16 protein-coding genes and 1 pseudogene are annotated in these 19,183 nt (G+C 41.2%); 10 read left to right on the top strand and 7 right to left on the bottom strand.

What is annotated here, in order from left to right; genetic code table 11:
• Positions 1–59: 59 nt before the first annotated feature.
• Positions 60–2,096, bottom strand: a complete 2,037-nt coding sequence (locus PL11201_RS00870; RefSeq protein WP_079676767.1) for a serine/threonine-protein kinase — start codon at positions 2,094–2,096, stop codon at positions 60–62.
• A 985-nt stretch (positions 2,097–3,081) separates the two neighbouring features.
• Between PL11201_RS00870 and PL11201_RS00865 the strand changes: the two genes are divergently transcribed.
• From PL11201_RS00865 to PL11201_RS00835, 7 genes and pseudogenes are all read left to right on the top strand, one after another.
• Entirely contained in the window at positions 3,082–4,509 is a 1,428-nt protein-coding gene (locus PL11201_RS00865; protein ID WP_079676766.1) for a reverse transcriptase N-terminal domain-containing protein, read from the top strand.
• 108 nt (positions 4,510–4,617) lie between these two features.
• Positions 4,618–4,914 (top strand): annotated as a pseudogene (gene ssb / locus PL11201_RS00860) (single-stranded DNA-binding protein); the annotation flags it as partial.
• 12 nt (positions 4,915–4,926) lie between these two features.
• Positions 4,927–5,454, top strand: coding sequence for a tetratricopeptide repeat protein (locus PL11201_RS00855; RefSeq protein WP_079676764.1), 528 nt, complete (start codon positions 4,927–4,929; stop codon positions 5,452–5,454).
• A 222-nt stretch (positions 5,455–5,676) separates the two neighbouring features.
• Complete coding sequence (locus PL11201_RS00850; RefSeq protein WP_079676763.1) at positions 5,677–6,618, top strand: response regulator; 942 nt, start codon at positions 5,677–5,679, stop codon at positions 6,616–6,618.
• Positions 6,619–6,690: 72 nt separating this feature from the next.
• Entirely contained in the window at positions 6,691–7,467 is a 777-nt protein-coding gene (gene ubiE / locus PL11201_RS00845) for a bifunctional demethylmenaquinone methyltransferase/2-methoxy-6-polyprenyl-1,4-benzoquinol methylase UbiE (RefSeq protein WP_079676762.1), read from the top strand.
• Entirely contained in the window at positions 7,451–8,683 is a 1,233-nt protein-coding gene (locus PL11201_RS00840) for a DUF445 domain-containing protein (protein WP_079676761.1), read from the top strand. The genes ubiE and PL11201_RS00840 overlap by 17 nt, the downstream gene beginning before the upstream one ends.
• Before the next feature lie 37 nt (positions 8,684–8,720).
• The gene (locus tag PL11201_RS00835; protein ID WP_079676797.1) at positions 8,721–9,017 is read left to right on the top strand and encodes a DUF3493 domain-containing protein; all 297 of its coding nucleotides are present in this window, start codon (positions 8,721–8,723) and stop codon (positions 9,015–9,017) included.
• Between the two features lie 264 nt (positions 9,018–9,281).
• On the opposite strand, the gene PL11201_RS00830 is transcribed toward PL11201_RS00835, so the two are convergent.
• Complete coding sequence (locus tag PL11201_RS00830; protein WP_200816676.1) at positions 9,282–10,346, bottom strand: DUF1565 domain-containing protein; 1,065 nt, start codon at positions 10,344–10,346, stop codon at positions 9,282–9,284.
• 688 nt (positions 10,347–11,034) lie between these two features.
• Here PL11201_RS00830 and PL11201_RS00825 point away from each other — a divergent pair.
• Positions 11,035–11,940, top strand: coding sequence for a calcium-binding protein (locus PL11201_RS00825; RefSeq protein WP_079676760.1), 906 nt, complete (start codon positions 11,035–11,037; stop codon positions 11,938–11,940).
• A gap of 70 nt (positions 11,941–12,010) precedes the next feature.
• Here the strand turns inward: PL11201_RS00825 and yidD are convergent, their stop codons facing one another.
• The 3 genes from yidD to PL11201_RS00810 are packed head-to-tail and all read right to left on the bottom strand — an operon-like array spanning position 12,011 to position 14,041.
• On the bottom strand, positions 12,011–12,238 hold the full coding sequence (yidD, locus tag PL11201_RS00820; protein WP_369821821.1) for a membrane protein insertion efficiency factor YidD: 228 nt from the start codon (positions 12,236–12,238) through the stop codon (positions 12,011–12,013).
• Position 12,239: 1 nt separating this feature from the next.
• The gene (gene truB / locus PL11201_RS00815) at positions 12,240–13,145 is read right to left on the bottom strand and encodes a tRNA pseudouridine(55) synthase TruB (RefSeq protein WP_079676758.1); all 906 of its coding nucleotides are present in this window, start codon (positions 13,143–13,145) and stop codon (positions 12,240–12,242) included.
• A 44-nt stretch (positions 13,146–13,189) separates the two neighbouring features.
• Positions 13,190–14,041 (bottom strand): calcium-binding protein, encoded by an 852-nt coding sequence (locus tag PL11201_RS00810; protein WP_079676757.1) that lies wholly within the window; start codon positions 14,039–14,041, stop codon positions 13,190–13,192.
• Positions 14,042–14,182: 141 nt separating this feature from the next.
• Between PL11201_RS00810 and PL11201_RS00805 the strand changes: the two genes are divergently transcribed.
• Complete coding sequence (locus PL11201_RS00805; RefSeq protein ID WP_079676756.1) at positions 14,183–15,136, top strand: Npun_R2479 family HD domain-containing metalloprotein; 954 nt, start codon at positions 14,183–14,185, stop codon at positions 15,134–15,136.
• Positions 15,137–15,244: 108 nt separating this feature from the next.
• Positions 15,245–17,293: an NAD-dependent DNA ligase LigA gene (gene ligA, locus PL11201_RS00800; RefSeq protein WP_079676755.1), complete on the top strand. Its 2,049-nt coding sequence runs from the start codon at positions 15,245–15,247 to the stop codon at positions 17,291–17,293.
• Between the two features lie 56 nt (positions 17,294–17,349).
• Here ligA and moeB read toward each other — a convergent pair whose 3' ends face one another.
• A complete protein-coding gene (moeB, locus tag PL11201_RS00795; RefSeq protein ID WP_079676754.1) occupies positions 17,350–18,522 on the bottom strand; it encodes a molybdopterin-synthase adenylyltransferase MoeB in 1,173 nt (390 codons plus the stop codon).
• Positions 18,523–18,609: 87 nt separating this feature from the next.
• On the bottom strand, positions 18,610–19,083 hold the full coding sequence (locus tag PL11201_RS00790) for a M67 family metallopeptidase (protein WP_200816675.1): 474 nt from the start codon (positions 19,081–19,083) through the stop codon (positions 18,610–18,612).
• Positions 19,084–19,183: the final 100 nt, after the last annotated feature.

Below are 19,183 nucleotides of genomic sequence, written 5' to 3'. Positions count from 1 at the left end.
TTCTCTCTATTTTTTTTATTGCATATATTGGTTAATAATCACATAGACTCTTACGCGGGTTACTTTTTACTAATAACTGACTGAGGCATGCGCCAAATTTTAATAGTTTTATCTTCACTGCCACTAACAACAACTTCGCCATTTGAACTGACTGCTAAAGCATTAATTGGCTTGTCATGACCCCATAGGGTTGCCAGTTTTTTGCCCGTTTTTAGATCCCAAATAATCACACTATCACCTCCACTAACCAAAGTTTTACCATCCTTGGTGATCGCCAATGACTTCACAGGATTATTATTAGCTCTCCAGACCTGTTTTTGTTCCCCCGTATCTGGTTTCCATAGCCGAATAGTGCCATCATCACCAGCGCTGATTAGGGTTTTACCGTCTGGATGATAAACCAGGGCATTAACAGTACCTTCATGACCTGAGATACTCCGCTTGCGAGTTCCTGTTTCCAAATTCCATAACCGAATTGTTTGGTCTGAACCTCCACTGGCTAGGGTTTGACCATCGGGACTAAATGCCAGGGCCTGAATTGCGCCTTCATGACCCGCAAATTTGAATTGTCGAGATCCTGTGTTTAAAGGCGAAAGGAGAATCGTTTTATCGTCACTGCCACTAGCTAAGGTCTGACCGTCAGGACTAAAAATAACTATATTTACACCTTCAGTATGTCCTTCAATCGTTCGGATTCTATTTCCATTCTTCAAACCCCACAGACGAATCGTTTTATCATTACTACCACTGGCTATAATTTTACCGTCGGGACTAATAGCCAAGGCTTTGACCCAACTGGAATGGGCTGGAATTGTTCGTGGTTTGACATCTGTTGTTAAATCCCAAATTTTAATTGCCCCAAAACTCCCCACAGCCAGGGTTTTATTATCGGGGCTAATGACAATAGCATAAATTTCACCAACGGCTCGTTCGTAGCTCTCTAAAAAAATACTGCCTGGCAACCCTTTCAAAATTAAAATTGGATTAGCCGGAATAAATCCATAACGGATATAACCATCAACCTGTGTATAAATTCCAGTTAATACCATTAAGGATGTTCCCAAAACCCAGAAATATTTAAGCTGAATTTTAGGAAATGTCAGTCTAGGAATAGAAAAATTAAACCAACTATTCCAGTTTTGCTCGACTTGCTTTTTGCCCGTGGGGGAAGACGGGGGAACTTCTTTTTCCTCACCTAGAGGTCTAATATCTTCTAAACATTTCAAGATTGCTTGTGGAGTCTGAGGGCGATTACCCGGAAAAGGAGCCATCAAAAAATCAATAGTTCCCGCAAATTGATCAGAAAGATTGGGCGCGCCCTTTCGCCATAATAACTTTCCAGTTCGAGGATTTTCTGGATAAGCAGTGGGAGGTTTTCCCGTTAATAAATAAATAAAAGTTCGTCCCAGGGCAAAAAAATCGGATTGAGGAACAGCTTTCCCATTCGTTTGTTCTGGGGGTGTATATCCAGGGGAAACAATCCCAGTTACATTTTGCCCCTGTTCTACCTTAGCGATATAGGTTCCCGAAACTTCCCTGGCGGTTCCAAAATCAATCAATACTAATTGTCCATTGGGTTTCCGCATAATATTCTGAGGCTTAATATCCCGATGGAAGTATTGCAAATTATGAACTTGCTCCAGGATCTCAGTTAGTTGTCTTAACCATTCCAAAGCGTGTTCTTGACTGATGGGTTCTTTTTTTCGTTCCTTCATCCAGTCCTGTAAATTTAGCCCTTCAATTTTCTCCATCACTAAACAGTGAAGGGCTTCGTCACTCCCTTTGGGAAGATAGGTAAAATAGCCATCGGGATCAACTTTAGGAATTCCTGGATGATTAAGCTGACTCAAAACTTTCGCTTCTTGTTTGAACAAAGCGACAGCTTTAGGATGGTTTTTTAATAAAACTTTTACAACCTTACATTTGCCTTGATCATCAATTTCAAATGTTTTGCCAAAACCTCCTCCTCCCAGTTGTTTGATCACACGATACCGTCCTTCCAGCAAAAGTTCTGAGCCACATTGACAGCAAGTGCGCCGATTCTCGTTTGCCGGATCAGTTGGATTTGGACACTTAGGATTAAGGCAATAACTCACATTGATCGAGAACCCAGATCTAGGTTGAAAATTTGAAAACCTGTGATAATAATAGCACTCCAGACACGAAAGCAACAAAAATAGAGGCTCATAAAAATAAAATCCCTGTAGGGGCGGGGTCTCCCCACCCAAAAAGCTTCAGTAATATTCGGTGCTTGGGTGTAGGCAACTGTGTTATTAATTTAAAGATACTAGGAATTTACTTCCATTAATTCCTGGGTTTCATCCAAGGTCTGAAGACCTTCAGTTTCCACTATTCCATGATCATTGTCTTATGAGCCTAAATATTGTTTCATTGGTTGGTCGCGCTGGTGGCGACCCAGAAGTCAAATATTTCGGTGCGACTCGTTAAGTGGGAAAGCCATCAAACCCTGATGGTGTGACGCTTGCAAGGAAACGTAGGTAACTACAGAACCTTGACAACTTAATTCCTGAGTGGGTGAGATATTGAAGAAATGTTAAGTACAATCCAAATCTTAACAAAATCTTCACCAATTCAATTCCCACCGTTTAGATGCAAGACGAAGCAATGCCCCCACTGGGGAGGATGACTACCAAACTGGTGAAGCGGGGCATAACGGAGGTAACTCTAAACCTATTAGGGAACCCCTTCTAGCCCAGATGAGCATGAGTAAGGGAACTGAACCTGTGACTGAACCACCGTTATTGATAACAGCCTACATAGGTTATCGGCTGGGCCAAAAGGCAAGGGATTTGGGCTGGGCAACTCGAAATTTGACCCAGAGGCATCCCCACAGAAACCCGATGGATAGCAGGACTCTAACCTCATCGCAAAGCAGGAATTAGGAACGAGATAACTTCTCGGTAATCTCTCACCGAAGGTCGAAGCTTGAGCAGGTAGTCAGCCGCATGATACCGAGAAGGGAGATTGATTCAGAAGCTAACGCCTTTAGGAAAGCTAAAGGATATGCTGACGGAATCACAATGATTTGGAGATAGACAATCAAGTCAGGGTACAAAAGTCATGGACACGGTTAATCAACCGATGTATGAATGGGAAACGATAAACTGGGCAAAAGCCAAGAGATCCGTTTTCAAGCTCCAAAAGAGAATCTATCAAGCCTCTGAACGTGGTGATGTCAAAGCAGTCCATAGGTTACAAAGGCTGTTGACCCATTCGTGGTATGGCAAAATTTTGGCCGTCAGAAAAGTAACTCAAGATAATCAGGGTAACAATAAATCTGGGGCAGACGGGGTAAAACGTCTGCGTAATTACCAGAAAATAAAATTAGCCCAGGAGTTGCGATTTAATGACGCATCCCAACCCAAAAACCGGGTAAGGATACCAAAACCGGGCAAAGAGGAAAAAAGACCTCTGGGCATACCTACGATGAAAGAAAGAGCAAAACAAGCCCTAATGAAACTGGCACTAGAACCAGAGTGGGAAGCAAAATTTGAGCCAAACTCTTATGGATTCAGACCCCGTTGGTCGGCACGCGACGCTATAGCGACAATTTTCAATGACATCGCACAAAAACCCAAGTATGTGCTAGATGCTGATATTGAAAAGTGTTCAGACCCAATCAACCATTCAAAACTGTTGGAGAAATTACAAACCTCCTCAACCTTCAGAAGACAGGTGAAAGCCTGGTTAAAATCTGGAGTAATGGACGGTAATAACCTATTTCTGACGGAAGAAGGAACTCTCCAAGATGGGGTAATCTCGCCATTATTAGCCAATATTGCCCTACATGGCCTAGAAGAAATTCTTACTAACAAATTCTCCAGAAGAATCGGAAAAACCAGTCAAAAACTAGCAATCAGTTTTGTCAGGTACGCTAACGATTTTGTGATCATGGATGAAGACTTGGAAGTAATTTTAGAAGCCAAAACAGTTATAGAAGAATGGTTGTCTGAAATGGGAATAACCGCCAGTAAAACCCAAATTACTCACACCTTCAAATCACATGAAGGAAATACGGGATTTGATTTCCTCGGTTTTAATATCCGACAATACCCATGTAGTGATAAACAAAGTGGGTCAGTTGGTGGGACTGAAGGAAAAAGGGGATATAAAACGCTCATAAAACCCAGTAAAGAAGCTATTCAAAAACATCTACGGAAGATTGATGACTTATTGGAAAGGAACCATACTTCAAGCCAAGAACAAGTAATTAACGCACTCAATCCTCTAATCAGGGAATGGGCAGCATATTACTCAACGGTAACAAGCAAGGAAACTTTCAATAAAATAGATAGCATCATCTTTCATAAATTATTAGGATGGGCAAAAAGCAGAAGGGGGCGCGGACAAAATAACACCGAAGTCGTCTCGAAATACTGGGGGGTCAACAGAGGATTAGGCTGGATATTCTGTACCCAGGATAACAAGTCTATTCTGGAGAAACACCAAAAAAGTAAAATCAAAACTGCTGCGACATTGAACACATAAATAGGTACTGTAACTAGCCAAGTCATTGAGGAGCCGTGTGAGGGGAAACTTTCACGCACGGTTCTGAACCAGAGGTGGAAACGGTGACGTTTCTATCGACTGTAATAGTCCGGTAGTGTTGTCTGTAATTTAACTTTGGCGGTTAACCGTCGGACGAGAAAAACGGATCAGCCCGATTGGTTTAACTTGGAAATTTGGGGAAAAACAGCAGAAGTTGCAGCGAACTATGTCCGTAAGGGTAGTTTAATTGGGATTAAAGGGGTGTTAAAGTTTGAGTATTGGCAAGATCGTAATACCGGAACTCAACGATCAAAACCCGTCATTCGGGTTGATGAGTTGGATTTATTGGGTTCTAAGCGCGATTCGGATGAGGGCGCACCTCGGAATACCTATGATGAGTTTTAAGTAAGGAAAACCGTGGCTCAAGAACCCTTAGACCAGGTTAAAATTGCATATCAAGCGGGTCAGTTTGCCTTTGAACGGGGGCGTTACCGAGAGTCAGTTCAATATTTAGAACAGGCTAGTCGGGCTGTGGAACCCAATTCCCGTCTGGGTGGAGAGATCCAAATGTGGTTAGTCACCGCCTTGGAAGCCTCGGGTCTTAGGCAAGATGCGATTGCTCTATGCAAACAGTTGACTCGTCATCCGAATACTGGCACTCGTCAACAGGCTCGTCGTTTACTCGAAGTCCTAGAAGCTCCTAAACTCTATATTGATCCAGAGGGATTTGTAAAAATTCCTGATTTGGATCATCTGGATGTCCAAGGAGATTCCCGATCTCAAAACAATTCGGCTGCGACCGTTCGGTCTATTCCCAAGTCCTCGGTTCCGCCGGTTATAAATAACTTGGATGGAGTCAAGAGCCAGGACAATCAATTTTTGGAGATTGCTTTAATCATCGTACTGTTAATCAGTGGCGGGTTAGTGTGGTTCGGTTCTTTATAACCAGAATGTCTTCCCCTGCTATAAACTCTGTGGGGGCGAGGCGTGCCTCGCTCTTACAAAAAATGGATTAACCAACCTGATATCCCACTTAGAAAAGGGGGCAAATTTATCGGTATGCACCCGAACACACTTGAAAAATAGGCAGGTAGCACCGTTGCCCCTAAAGTAATGGGGCTTTGTGTCTGACATTTATTAAACGTTCTTCAAAAAGTATCGGTATAGATGGAAGTTGAAATTCCCCAACTAGAAAGTGTTAAGCGCCAACTCATGAACCATCAGAGACCCAAAAAGCCTAAGATGTTGGTTGTTGACGATGAGCCGGATAATTTAGATCTGCTCTATCGTACATTTCGACGTAACTTTAATGTATTTAAGGCGGAAAGCGGGGGTCAGGCTTTAGAAATTTTGGCGGCCGAAGGCGAAGTGGCGGTGATTATCTCCGACCAGCGAATGCCAGAAATGAAAGGTACGGAGTTTCTTAGCAAAACTGTACCGGAGTTCCCCAATACCGTGCGAATTATTTTGACCGGATTTACAGATATTGAGGACTTGGTGGATGCCATCAATTCGGGACAGGTCTACAAATATATTACCAAGCCCTGGGATCCCAATGAACTCAAAGCCGTTGTAGAAAGAGCAGCCCAAACCTATGAATTGCTGAACCAACGCACCGCCGAACTCAATCGTGCTCAGGCTCAAACCCAACTGTTAGCAACGATTATGGCAGCTGCCCAAGTGGCGACGACCTTAGAAAGTTTATTCACTACCTTATGTACAGCCGTCGCATCCCAGTTCCGAGCCGATGTTTGTATTTTGCAACAAATTAAAGACAATCGCTTAACTTCTACAGAAGGTCATTATAGTTCCACGGGTGTTGTGGAAAACTGGTTAGAGATTGATCCTTTAGTTCAGGAAACCATAACCACCGGAACGGTACAAGCATCGATTAATATTACAATCGATCCCGCCTTAGCTACTCTGGCTCACTATCAAAGTTCGGGAATTCAAGCCCATATCAATATTCCCATTACCTATCGGGAACAACTAATCGGTCTATTATCAGTACAATGGAAACAGCCTTGTCAGATGAGTCCTGATGATTTGATAACGGTTCATTTAGTGGCTCAACAAATCGCTTTGGCTTTAATTAGCCTAGGACATTAATCTCTAAACTCAATTTGAAGCAGGGAACAGACAATGGCCAATTGTGGCATCAGGTAACAGGTAACTAGAGGAATGGTTCAGGAAAATAACCCGATTCAAGAGATTTTTAATCGCATCGCCCCGGTCTATGATCAGTTAAATGATTGGTTAAGTTTAGGCCAACATCGGATCTGGAAAAAAATGGCCGTGGGCTGGAGTGGGGCTAAACCCGGAGACACCGCTTTGGATTTATGTTGTGGAAGTGGAGATTTAGCGCTGTTATTAGCACAACAGGTGGGAGAGCCGGGACAGGTGTTTGGGATCGATTTTTCCAGTTGTCAATTGGAAATTGCCCAGCATCGACCCCGACCTTTTACCATTCCAACAGCTGGGATTTCCTGGATAGAAGCGGATGTATTGGGATTGCCGTTTCCAGACAACACCTTTGACTGTGCCACCATGGGGTACGGTTTAAGGAATGTTGTAGATATTCCCCGCAGTCTTCAAGAACTCCATCGGGTACTCAAACCCGGGGCAAAAGCTGCGATTTTGGATTTTCACCGCCCTGCGGGTTCCCTCTTGCGTACTTTTCAACATTGGTATTTACAGCAGTTTGTGGTTCGGACGGCTGAACAATTCGGGCTTCGAGAAGAATATGCTTATATTAACCCCAGTTTAGATCAATTTCCGATCGGCACAGAACAAGTTCGGTTAGCACAGCAAGCAGGCTTTTCAACCGCAACACATTACCCAATTGCAAGCGGTATGATGGGGGTATTAGTAATAACTAAAGGGAACACTGCAATAGGCAATAATGCGCCAAATGGTTTCCTAGTGGGCTGCTACGATAAGAATGGTCAATTTTTCTGAACAGTGGGTTTTAATTACGCCTCCAATAGTGGGTGGAATTATTGGCTATTTTACCAATGATTTAGCCATTAAAATGTTATTTCGTCCCTATCGATCTATACAGATTTATGGCCGAAGGGTTCCGTTTACACCCGGTTTGATCCCTAGAAATCAAGAGCGTTTAGCTAAACGAATTTCTGATACCATTATGGGGTCTTTATTGACTCCCGAAGAATTGCAAAAATTAGCGCGTCGTTTGCTCGAAACTGAACGGATGCAAGCCGCTATTAGTTGGTTTCTGAGACTGGCTTTAGATCAAATTAAAGCGGATACAGAACCCAAAACCGCTAAAATTTTAGCGGGAATTTTACGCGATTTTATTGGAGAGTCTTTACCTAGAATTTTAAGGGTTTTAGCCAGAAAAGATGACTTTTTAGCTCCTCAAATTAATCAAATTTTTGACCAAGTTTTATTAGAATTTCAATTAAATGATCAACAATCACAACAGTTATCTAAATGGCTTTTAGAGGTGGTATTAACTCCAGAAATATTGCGACAGGCTTTAATTGATTTCCTCACGGATAAAAATATTTCAATTATTGATGAAGGATTCCGTGAACAAAGCACTGGCACCTATTGGGTGGTAGCAAATTTATTAGGATTAAGAAATAGTTTAACTCGTTTAAGAACTTTTTGTTTAGATGAAAAGGAGGAAACTAATCGACGATTAACCGAATTAATTAAATCGTTAGGATTACGAGGAAGACTACAAGAGTGGTTACAAAATATATCGTTACAAAATTTACCTGTTTCCACCGTCAAACAGTTAAGAAAAACTATGGGAGATGCCGTGAGAACCTATATTCAAGAACAAGGTATTGATGTGATTCAAGAGTTAAGTCAATCGATCGATTGGGATAATGTTTCAAATTGGATTTTAAAACGGCTACAAAGTTCTCCCGTGATGAATACATCTTTAGAATTAGTCAGTCAGGAATTAGCTTTAATTTTAGAACGGTATTTAGAACGAGATATAGAAAAAATTATGGCTCAAGTTATTCCGATTTTGAACATCGATCAGGTGATTATTAATCGAGTCAAGGAAACTTCTCCTGAAAATATGGAAGCTGCTATTAATGGTATCGTCAAAAGTGAATTACAGGCGATTGTTAATTTAGGGGGAATTTTAGGTGTTATAATCGGGTTATTTCAGACAATTTTGTTAATATTAAGATAGATAAAAATAGGTAATGGGTAATAAACTGACAACTGATATGACAACTCCTAAATCAAATCCTTCTCAACAAAACTCCCAACTGAGTCCTGAACAATATGCCCGTTTGAAGGCGGAAGCCGTGGCTCCTTATCGGGGTTTACGACAATTTATTTATATTGGTTTTGGAGCCTCGGGTGTTATTGGTGCGGTGGTGTTTTTCGCCCAACTGTTAGCCGGACGGAATGTTGCCTCGGCCTTACCAAACCTGGCCCTACAGGTGGGAGTGGTAGCCCTGATGGTGGGCTTATTTCGTTGGGAACAAAAGGCCAGTCGCCGTCCATCAGGCCCAAAGTAACACAACTACATATTTCTCAATCTACCGACACAAGACGCAAACAAAAGAAAATAAAAAAAATATTAAGAAATCAAGGTTTTGCCTTGATCCCTGGCATGATTATATATAGTTAATCAATTGAGGTCAGCTTTTATCAGACCTTAAGCATAAATCCGATTTAATCGCTCAAATGGGGTCAGCTTTTATAAAGACCCTAAACATAACAAATCTACATATAAAAATATGAAGGTCAGCTTCCCTCAGTTGGAAGCTGGCTTTTTGTTTTCAGAACTCTACTGCACCGGAGACCCGGGTTTGATCGATTTCATTTCCAATCACGGTGATAGTATAACCGCGGGTGGCATTATAGACATCATAGCGACCATTAGTCCGAATAATATTTTGACCAGGACTGGCGGTTGTGCCTAAATCTGGTTGAGCTTGAGAGATCGCAACCACTCCATCTCGTTCATTATTTTCAATTAAATTATTTCGTAAAATAGGTTTAGCCTGGTGAGAAATCACAATTCCATCTCGATTTTCGATAATTTTATTTTCGATAATAGTAGGAGAAGCATCATCATTAATTGAAATCCCAAATCCGGTATTTTGAAAAACATTATTCCGAATTTCTCCCGCTCCTGAACGGGCAATTGAAATCCCATTTCCAGCATTTTGAGTGAATATATTACTCTGGATTTTAGGATTACTTTCAGAAGTAATAAAAATCCCATCCCGCTTACTCTCAATAAACGTACAGCCACTGACTACAGGACTAGAAGATTCTATCCATAAACCCGTTCCTCTAGTATTGGGATTAGTAACTGTGACCCCGATAATTTGACTATTTCCTTGGGTTTTAATTGTGGCATTTTGTCGTGCAAAAGTAGGGCTAACGAAATTTCCTCCACCCATAATCACCGTATTTTGTCCATTGGTGGCTTCATCTCCTTGCAATGTCACCCCATCTTTCAGGGATATCGGAAACACTTCTCCGGTTTCCTGACTGTAGGTACCTGGGTTAAGTTGAATCACTGTACCGGATTGAACCCTTTGCAGCGCATAGGTAATCGAACGATAGGGGCCAGTTTGACTTCCCGTAGAAGTTTCGCTATCACGTCCAGTATTGGGATCGATATAAATAATTGAATTTTGAGCCAAATTTTGGGACATTAATGGGGGATTGGGCCTAGTCCCTGGGATATGAGCCAAAACAGGACTTCCCATTCCTGATATCAGCCCTAATCCTAAAATGATCGTTGCCCATCCTCTTAACCCCTGGGGGCTGGGGTGTCGATTCCCTTGGTAGAGTAAAATTAATCGTTGCATCGGCTCCTGTTGATGTGACATAGATATCGCTGGGATTCGTTTAACTTCAAGCATTTTAGCCGATTCAGATCAATCAATTCGGTTTTCCTAAATAAAATGGTGATTCTGTTGGGAACTTCTCAATCGCCAGGTGAGTCAGAGAAGCCAGATTGTTCTTACGTCCGGTTCTAGGTCGGTGCCAGGAAGACAGTTCTAAACAAGGGTGTCAAAAAACCCTTGTATCCACGACTCCTTTGCTACCGTCGGGCGGTCAATCATTTCACATCAAGCGATAGGTAGTTTAGCCGAACCCAAGAACGGATGTGAGATCAGGGCATATTCCGGTTGTGTGCATTTAACGCCAAAATAGAAATTTTTCAATCTCTTGCTATTTTCTTGACACTTCTGTTAAGCTGATACGATATTTTTTTACTCATTACTGACGGGTGCTTGGCTTCACTCCAATGGGTTCTAGTCGGCGGTGTCAAACCATTGTTTGCACCTACAAGAGATGGACTTTGTTCAATTTCCAACATCGTCCCTTTTTCTGTTAAAATGCACTGGATTGTTTGTTCTCTTTAGGATAAACTGAGCGTGGTGTTCATTGAACGACTGGAATCTCTGGTAATTTGAAGTTTAATTCTAAAGCTACCAGTAACTAAGTTCCTATTGTAGAATCCCCAAAAAATCAAAACGCTAACATTATTTAACTCAAGTGAGGAGCACTTAAATGTCTGAAGTAGTAACATCCAGCGGCGTAACATCAGTAACACTAGCAGGGGGCGGAGTTGCCCAAAATGGTGTCCCAGGTAAGGCTAATAGCATTTCAGGTACGGCTGACACCAAGTTAATTCAAGGTGCTGGCCTTAGCGATACTCTATCGGCTGGAGCCGCGGCTCCTGTTGTTATTTATGGTTTCGATGGCGATGACCTGATCTATGGTAGCAACACCGATACCGATGAACTTTACGGGAACCCAGGAAATGACACCATCTATGGTCTAGGAGGCAAAGACTTCATTGCTGGAGGTGCTGGCAATGACCTGATCTATGGTGGTGATGGAGATGATACCGTCTTTGGTGACCTAGGAAGCGATACGATTTCCGGTGGTGCTGGCAATGATATCCTTGGTGGTGGTGAAGGAAATGACCTAATTGATGGTGGTGAAGGCAATGATATCATCTGGGGTGAACAGGGTAATGACAGCCTCTATGGTGGTGCCGGAAACGATACCATCTATGGTGGTCAAGGAAATGATGTAATTGCTGGTGGAGACGGTAATGACTTCATTACTGGAGACAAAGGCAATGACAACCTATCTGGTAATGCCGGAAGTGATACCTTCGCCTTTACTCAAGTTGGCAGTGCTAATGCTGACGTAGTGGTTGATTTCGTATCGGGATCAGACAAGATTGCCTTATCTTCTAGTGTGTTCTCTGCCCTGGGTGTCACTGTAGAAGCCACTGAATTCGACACCCTTCCTGGCTTCAATCCTGCTAATCCTGGCAGTGCAACTAAACTGCAGTATGACACCAACACCGGAAAGTTATACTTCGTCACTGGTGGTGTTGCACAAGAAGTAGCTACATTTGTCAATAATCCTGCTCTGAAAGCCAGTGACTTTGAACTATTCTAAGTCTTGACTTGTAGTAATTCAGAATTAGGGGTAGACAACTACCCTTTTTTTATTTATTTAACGGCCTAATCTAATCTTCGGGTTTAGGAGGAATGGGATCATACCCCCCTGGATGGTAGGGATGACAGCGTAAAATTCGCTTGAGAGCTAACCAACTTCCTGGAATAACTCCAAAGGTTTCTATGGCTTCAATGGCATATTGGGAACAGGTGGGGTGGAAGCGACAAGCGGGGGGAAATAGGGGAGAAATTAAAAGTTTGTAGCCTCTAATTAGGGTAATAAATAGGGTTTTAATCATATTAAAAAAATGGTTGGTTTTCAGTCAGAACAACTTGAGGAGCGAGGAGAATTTGATCGGGAGTTTCGATTAATTTTCCTATTCCTAAGAGTTGGTTATTTTGATCATAGACACTGACGGGATGATCTTCTATTATATAATTATCCATAACAATAGATTGCCCTTGAAACCAGCGTTTTGTTGATTCATAATTTAGGATAATTGTTGTTAAATGATTTAAGGCAATTGTGGGGGATAGGGGAGAAAAAGTTTGCTCCTGAACCTGGGTTTCTAAGGTTTCCAAGGTTAGACTATTTTCTAAATCAAAACCACTGCTTTGGGTTCTAATTAAATTAGCTAAGGTGGCTCCGGTATTAAGTATAGCTCCTAAATCCCGAGCGATGGAGCGAATATAGGTTCCTGAACCACAGGCGATCGCAATTTCTAATTCGGGAAATTCTCCCGGATACCAGTTAAGAATTTTCAGATCAAAAACTTCTACTGTTCGACTGGGAACTTCAATAATTTCTCCTTTTCTAGCTAAATCATATAGGCGTTTTCCTTGAACCTGAATTGCACTGTAAATAGGGGGAATCTGTTCAATTTTACCAATAAATTGAGGGAGAATTGCTTGAATTTGTTCAAGTTGTAAATCGGGTACAGATTGAACGGTTAAGGTTTCTCCTTCTAAGTCATCGGTGGTTGTTGTGACACCGAATTTAATTTTAGCATGATAGGCTTTATTAGAGGGGAGAAATTGTAATAAACGAGTGGCTTTTCCCAGGGCCATTGGTAATACTCCTGTAGCTGCGGGATCGAGGGTTCCCGCGTGTCCTACCCGTTTTAATTTTAAGATTCGACGCACTCGCGCCACACAGTCATGGGAGGTGAATCCGGCAGATTTATTAAGGTTGAGAAACCCGTACATTATTATTAAATTTCCTGTCCTAAAAGGTGGTTTTATCCTAGAATTTATTGCGGTAGAGATTTGAAATTTCCCGATGTTAAATTGCCTGTAAAACCAGGAATAAACGCTAGGTAAGTAGGGTTATCTCGATCATCTGTCCGAATTAATAAACCGTTAACTCCATTCAAGCTATCTGTTTCAAATTTTAATTTACTAAAGGTCAAATCGTTGGGTAGCAAAATGACATCATCATTTTGATTATAGTCTAAAATAATATCAGCTAAAGCCGGATTTCCACTGCCAGAATTAACCGAAATAAAGAAAGTATCTTTTCCGTCACCCCCGACTAAAATATCTTGACCGCGATCGCCGGATAAAAAATCATCTTTATTTCCTCCAACCAGACAATCATCTCCGGCTCCACCATACAGGGTATTATTATTATCATCCCCTCCGGTCAACAGATCATTATCGTTATTTCCCGACAGTAAATCTTTGCCATTGCCACCTTCTAAAGTATCTGCTCCTCTCCCTCCAAACAGGGTATCATCCCCATCACTACCGAGAATAGAATCCCGACCTTGATTCCCATTAATATAATCATTTCCAGCTTCCCCATCGATTAAATCTTCGCCGTCATCACCAAAAATTGTGTCTCCACCTCCGCCGCCATACAAACTGTCGCGGCCGATATTTCCTCGCATAATATCCGCAGCCGCAGTTCCCGTCAGACTAGCACCCAAGGTATCAGTGATTTGGGGAATCTGGTTTCCACTCAAGCTGCTGTTTCCCCCCGTATTACCAGAAACGGTACTATCACCTCCGGGAACCGTTGTGTTACCATTGGTCAAGGTGTCCCCAGGTAAGGTGTTGTCGTATAACAAAAAAACTAAATTCGGATCAAATGCAGATGTCATAATAGGTTCAAAACTAGGTTGATCTGAAATTTTGCCTATACAGGGACAAAGGATTAATCGAATATAATTAGTTTAAGCCTTGAAACCCATGACTAGATAGCTAATTATCTGGTCTGTAGCACTTTATTTAACTAATAAGTTATGATTAATGCCACAGCGATTCTAATTGATGTCTTTGTTCAGCAATTACAAGCTGGATATCGTCGGACTTACGGCGGGTTTAAACCCAACTACCCTGAAATTATTGCCTGGGCCGGAACAATGGCACTGGAAAATATTGCCAATTGTGACGCTCTTTACCACAACGTTGAGCATACCATGTTAGTGACGTTAGTGGGACAGGAAATTTTACGCGGAAAACATATTCGGGAAGGTGGAGTTACGACCGAAGACTGGTTACATTTTATCATTTCTTTACTGTGTCATGATATTGGCTATGTGAAGGGTGTTTGTCGGCAAGATCAAGAATCTGTGGGTTTATTTGCGACGGGAATTGGGGATGGGATTGTGCCAATTTCGGTGGGTGCTACATCGGCTAGTTTAACTCCTTATCATGTTGATCGGGGAAAGTTAGTAATTGATGAACGATTTGGAGGGCATAATTTAATTGATGCTGAACAAATTAAACGGAATATTGAGTTGACTCGTTTTCCTGTTCCTGCTGATGAAACCCATCAAGATCGACATAATTATTCGGGACTAGCCCGGGCTGCTGATTTGATTGGTCAACTCAGTGATCCCCGGTATTTGAAAAAGATTAGTTCCCTATTTTATGAGTTTGAAGAAGTGGGAACTAACAAAGTTTTAGGCTATAAAACTCCCGGGGATTTACGGCGAAATTATGCTAAATTTTACTGGAATGGAGTGTTTCCTTATATTCCGGCGGCACTGAAATATTTGGAATTAACCCAAGAAGGAAAACAGATTGTGGCTAACCTTTACGCCAATGTATTTCAAGTGGAAAATGAATCTCGAATTTTACAGGGAATTAATCAATTTCCGGCTGAAGTCAATGGCGGAATCCGAAATGATCAGAATAAAGGGAGCGATTCAAATGATCAAAAATCCTTTGAATTAACGGGTTTAAATTTATAGAAACTCAAAATTGATCAAAAAAAAGGTAATTCCTAATTGAGAAAGGGAGGTTAATTTATTAATCTTCCTTTTAATATATTTTACGTTAAAATGTTTGAGGTATTAACAATGATAGAAATTACCCCAGAAATTCAGCACCGAATTGAAGAATTAAAACGGTTATTACGGAAAGCCAGTTATGAATATTATGTCTTAGATTCACCCACAATACCGGATTCAGTTTATGATCAATTATATCGAGAACTGCAAGATTTAGAGCAACAATATCCACAACTTATTACTTTTGATAGTCTGACTCAAAGAGTCGGAGAAACCCCCGCTACTCAATTTCAATCTGTTAAACATAATATTCCTCTATATAGTTTAGATAATGCTTTTAATTTTAATGAGTTAAAAACTTGGCAAGATCGAGGTCTAAAAATAGCTATAAATACATCAGAATTTCCGACTTATGTTTGTGAATTAAAAATAGATGGATCGGCTTTAGCATTAACTTATGAAAACGGAATATTAGTTAGAGGTGCAACGCGAGGAGATGGGATAACCGGGGAAGAAATTACTCAAAATGTGAAAACAATTCGTTCAATTCCCTTAAAATTAGAATTAGAAAATCCACCTGATTTAGTTGAAGTCCGAGGAGAAGCATTTTTATCCTTAAAAGTATTTGAAATTATTAATCAAGAAAGACAAAAAGAAAGGGGATCATTATTTGCTAATCCCAGAAATGCTGCTGCTGGAACTTTAAGACAATTAGACTCTAAAATTGTCGCCCAACGGAAACTGGATTTTTTTGCCTATACCTTACATATTCCAGAACGGAATAATTTAGAAATAGTTTCTACTCAAACCCAATGGGATAATTTAGAATTATTGCAAAAAATGGGGTTTAAAGTTAATCCCAACCGTCAACTTTGTTCTAATTTAGATGAAGTGATTCAATATTGTGAATATTGGGATCAAAAACGGCAAAACTTACCCTATATGACCGATGGAGTGGTAATTAAAATTAATCCTTTATCTCTACAGGAAAAATTAGGATTTACCCAGAAATTTCCGCGATGGGCGATCGCTTATAAATATCCGGCGGAAGAAATGCCCACTCAAATTAAATCTGTTACTGTACAAGTGGGAAGAACTGGAGCTTTAACCCCTGTTGCGGAACTTAACCCAATTTTACTGGCAGGTACAACGGTTCAAAGAGCAACACTACATAACCGCGATCGCCTAGCTGAGTTAGATCTGCATATCGGTGATACGGTAATTGTCCGCAAAGCCGGGGAAATTATTCCCGAAGTCGTTAAAGTATTATTAGAATTGCGCCCCCAGGACGCTCAACGGTTTGAAATGCCAACCCATTGCCCGGAATGCGGTCAGGCGGTTGTACAGTCATTGGGAGAGGCGGTAACCAGATGTATTAATGATTCTTGTCCGGCAATTTTACAAGGATCTTTGATTCATTGGTGTTCCAGAGATGCCTTAGATATTAATGGCATTGGGGACAAATTAGTTCAACAGTTTGTTAATAAAAAATTAGTTAATTCCGTAGCAGATTTATATGATTTAACCCTTGAGCAATTAATGACTTTAGACCGGATGGGGGAAAAGTCGGCGACTAAAATTATTCAAGCGATCGCGACTTCTAAAAACCAACCCTGGGCACGGGTCTTATATGGGTTAGGAATTCGTCATGTTGGCAGTGTGAATGCCGAATTAATTACCCAAAAATTCAGGAATATTGAACAATTAACCCAAGCATCCGCCGCCGATATTGAAGGAGTTTATGGTATCGGGCCAGAAATTGCCTATTCTGTCTATGAATGGTTTAATCTTCCTGCTAATCAACTATTAATAGAACGATTAAAAACCGCAGGATTACAGCTTGTAAATTCAGAAAAAATAGAATATAATCAGAATAATACATCTCAAATTTTAGCTAATAAAACCTTTGTAATTACGGGAACGCTACCGACCTTAAAACGGGAAGAAGCTAAAAAAAGGATTCAAAATTTGGGTGGAAAAGTAACTGATTCGGTCAGTAAAAAAACAGATTATCTAGTTGTAGGAGAAGAAGCCGGATCTAAACTTAAAAAAGCCCAAGATTTAGGAATTACCCTATTATCAGAAGCAGAATTACTAACTTTAATATCTGGTGTTTAAGCAAAGAGGGTTGGGAGACCCAACCCCTACAGGTTTTGATCACAAATCAATGCAATCTAATATTCGGGAACTGAAGCATCAATTTCTCGACTCCAAGCCAGAATTCCACCTTTAAGGTTAATTCCTGAAATCCCAGCTTCTTTGAGAATCCCTAATGCTTTTCCTGAACGCATTCCCGATTTACAATGGGCAATTAAACGATGACCATTTAACAATTCTTTAACTTGTTCAATGCCTTTTCCCTGCTCAATATCGGGTAAAGGAATTAACACCGAACCCGGAATTTTAGCAATTTCATACTCATGGGGATTACGCACATCAATTAATACAAAATCCTTCGCCCCACTACCGAGTAATTTTTCCAGTTCCTGAACCGTCATTTCAGGAATATCCATTTTCTGTTTTGCCTCCTGTTCTTGTGCTTGCGGAATTCCGCAGAACTGTTCATAATCAATTAATTTTTCAATTACCGGACGAACAGGATTAGGACGTAATTTTAACTCCCGGAACGTCATTTCTAAAGCGTTATATAATAACAAACGTCCGCTTAAAGTTCGTCCTTGACCCAGAATGATTTTAACGGTTTCTGTGGCTTGAATTACGCCAATCATTCCAGGTAAAATGCCTAAAACCCCGCCTTCTGCACAGGAGGGCACCATTCCTGGAGGTGGGGGTTCGGGGTATAAATCTCGGTAGTTGGGCCCGTCTTGGTAGTTAAAGACCGTTGCTTGACCTTCAAACCGGAAAATTGACCCATAGACGTTGGGTTTGTTCAGCAACACACAGGCGTCATTCACCAAATATCGGGTCGGGAAATTGTCAGTTCCATCTACAATCACATCATAGGGTCGCAGCAGGTCGAGGGCATTTTCTGAACTGATGCGGGTATTGTAGAGGTCAACTTGACAAGCGGGGTTAATTTCCAAAATCCGGTTTTTCGCCGATTCAATTTTGGGTTTCCCCACCCAAGCTGTCCCGTGAATAATTTGGCGTTGCAGGTTGGAGGTATCCACCACATCAAAATCAACAATTCCAATGCGTCCAATGCCCGCCGCCGCCAAATAGAGCAGTAAGGGCGAACCTAGTCCCCCGGTTCCAATGCAAAGCACACTCGCCGCTTTTAAGCGTTTCTGACCTTCCAGACCGACTTCTGGTAAAATCAAGTGGCGGGAGTACCGTTCGTAGTCGTCTTTCGTTAACTGGATTTCATCCAGATTCGGATTTAGCATAGCAATTTTGACAAAAAATATAACCGTCCCAGTTAGGGGTTTGGGTCATCAAAATTATATATTGTAGCTGATGATCGGGAAGATTGGCTAATCTCTGATTAAAGGTTCAGCTTGAAATTGATGATTCTGATCTAAACTCCAATTTTGTAGGTCGGTGGTTTTTCCTTTTTCTACAGAAATAATAATATAAGAATAGTCTGACCAAGCACAAACTCGATCAAATTCGGAGGGAATAGCGGGATGATCGGGATGGGAATGATAAATACCTATTATGATTAAATTGCGATCGCGACCTTGTTTTTGAGCTTGAATCATTTGTTGAGGAGAAATCGTAAACCGACGTTCAGAGGTAACGGGTATATCGGTGGTTTCTACTTCCTCAAAGGTTTTAGCAGTTTCAGAATTCCAAGCGTTTTCGGTTGGAATAATCTCTACTGTAATTTTATGATTATTTTCGTTAATTTCACCCATTAATAACCCACAACATTCCTGGGGGTAGGTTTGTTCGGCGTGGGTACAAATCAGTTGAATCTGTTCGGAGGATATAGTTAATATAGACATTATGGCACTAGGGAACACCGGAAAATGATTTGTGATAAAAACCTGTAGGGGTTTGGTCTCCAAACCCTCTTTGCGCCTGGGTTTGGAGACCAAACCCCTA

This window comes from Planktothrix sp. PCC 11201, from assembly GCF_900009135.1.
Lineage (GTDB): Bacteria > Cyanobacteriota > Cyanobacteriia > Cyanobacteriales > Microcoleaceae > Planktothrix.
This window is presented reverse-complemented; position numbering and strand designations above follow the sequence as displayed.

What these genes read in the sequence shown, in the direction of transcription:
- PL11201_RS00865 (WP_079676766.1), top strand. Translation starts at nt 3,082, where the DNA reads ATGGACACGGTTAATCAACCGATGTATGAATGGGAAACGATAAACTGG.
- PL11201_RS00850 (WP_079676763.1), top strand. Translation starts at nt 5,677, where the DNA reads ATGGAAGTTGAAATTCCCCAACTAGAAAGTGTTAAGCGCCAACTCATG.
- ubiE (WP_079676762.1), top strand. Translation starts at nt 6,691, where the DNA reads ATGGTTCAGGAAAATAACCCGATTCAAGAGATTTTTAATCGCATCGCC.
- PL11201_RS00840 (WP_079676761.1), top strand. Translation starts at nt 7,451, where the DNA reads ATGGTCAATTTTTCTGAACAGTGGGTTTTAATTACGCCTCCAATAGTG.
- PL11201_RS00835 (WP_079676797.1), top strand. Translation starts at nt 8,721, where the DNA reads ATGACAACTCCTAAATCAAATCCTTCTCAACAAAACTCCCAACTGAGT.
- PL11201_RS00830 (WP_200816676.1), bottom strand. Translation starts at nt 10,346, where the DNA reads ATGTCACATCAACAGGAGCCGATGCAACGATTAATTTTACTCTACCAA.
- PL11201_RS00825 (WP_079676760.1), top strand. Translation starts at nt 11,035, where the DNA reads ATGTCTGAAGTAGTAACATCCAGCGGCGTAACATCAGTAACACTAGCA.
- yidD (WP_369821821.1), bottom strand. Translation starts at nt 12,238, where the DNA reads ATGATTAAAACCCTATTTATTACCCTAATTAGAGGCTACAAACTTTTA.
- truB (WP_079676758.1), bottom strand. Translation starts at nt 13,145, where the DNA reads ATGTACGGGTTTCTCAACCTTAATAAATCTGCCGGATTCACCTCCCAT.
- PL11201_RS00810 (WP_079676757.1), bottom strand. Translation starts at nt 14,041, where the DNA reads ATGACATCTGCATTTGATCCGAATTTAGTTTTTTTGTTATACGACAAC.
- PL11201_RS00805 (WP_079676756.1), top strand. Translation starts at nt 14,183, where the DNA reads ATGATTAATGCCACAGCGATTCTAATTGATGTCTTTGTTCAGCAATTA.
- ligA (WP_079676755.1), top strand. Translation starts at nt 15,245, where the DNA reads ATGATAGAAATTACCCCAGAAATTCAGCACCGAATTGAAGAATTAAAA.
- moeB (WP_079676754.1), bottom strand. Translation starts at nt 18,522, where the DNA reads ATGCTAAATCCGAATCTGGATGAAATCCAGTTAACGAAAGACGACTAC.
- PL11201_RS00790 (WP_200816675.1), bottom strand. Translation starts at nt 19,083, where the DNA reads ATGTCTATATTAACTATATCCTCCGAACAGATTCAACTGATTTGTACC.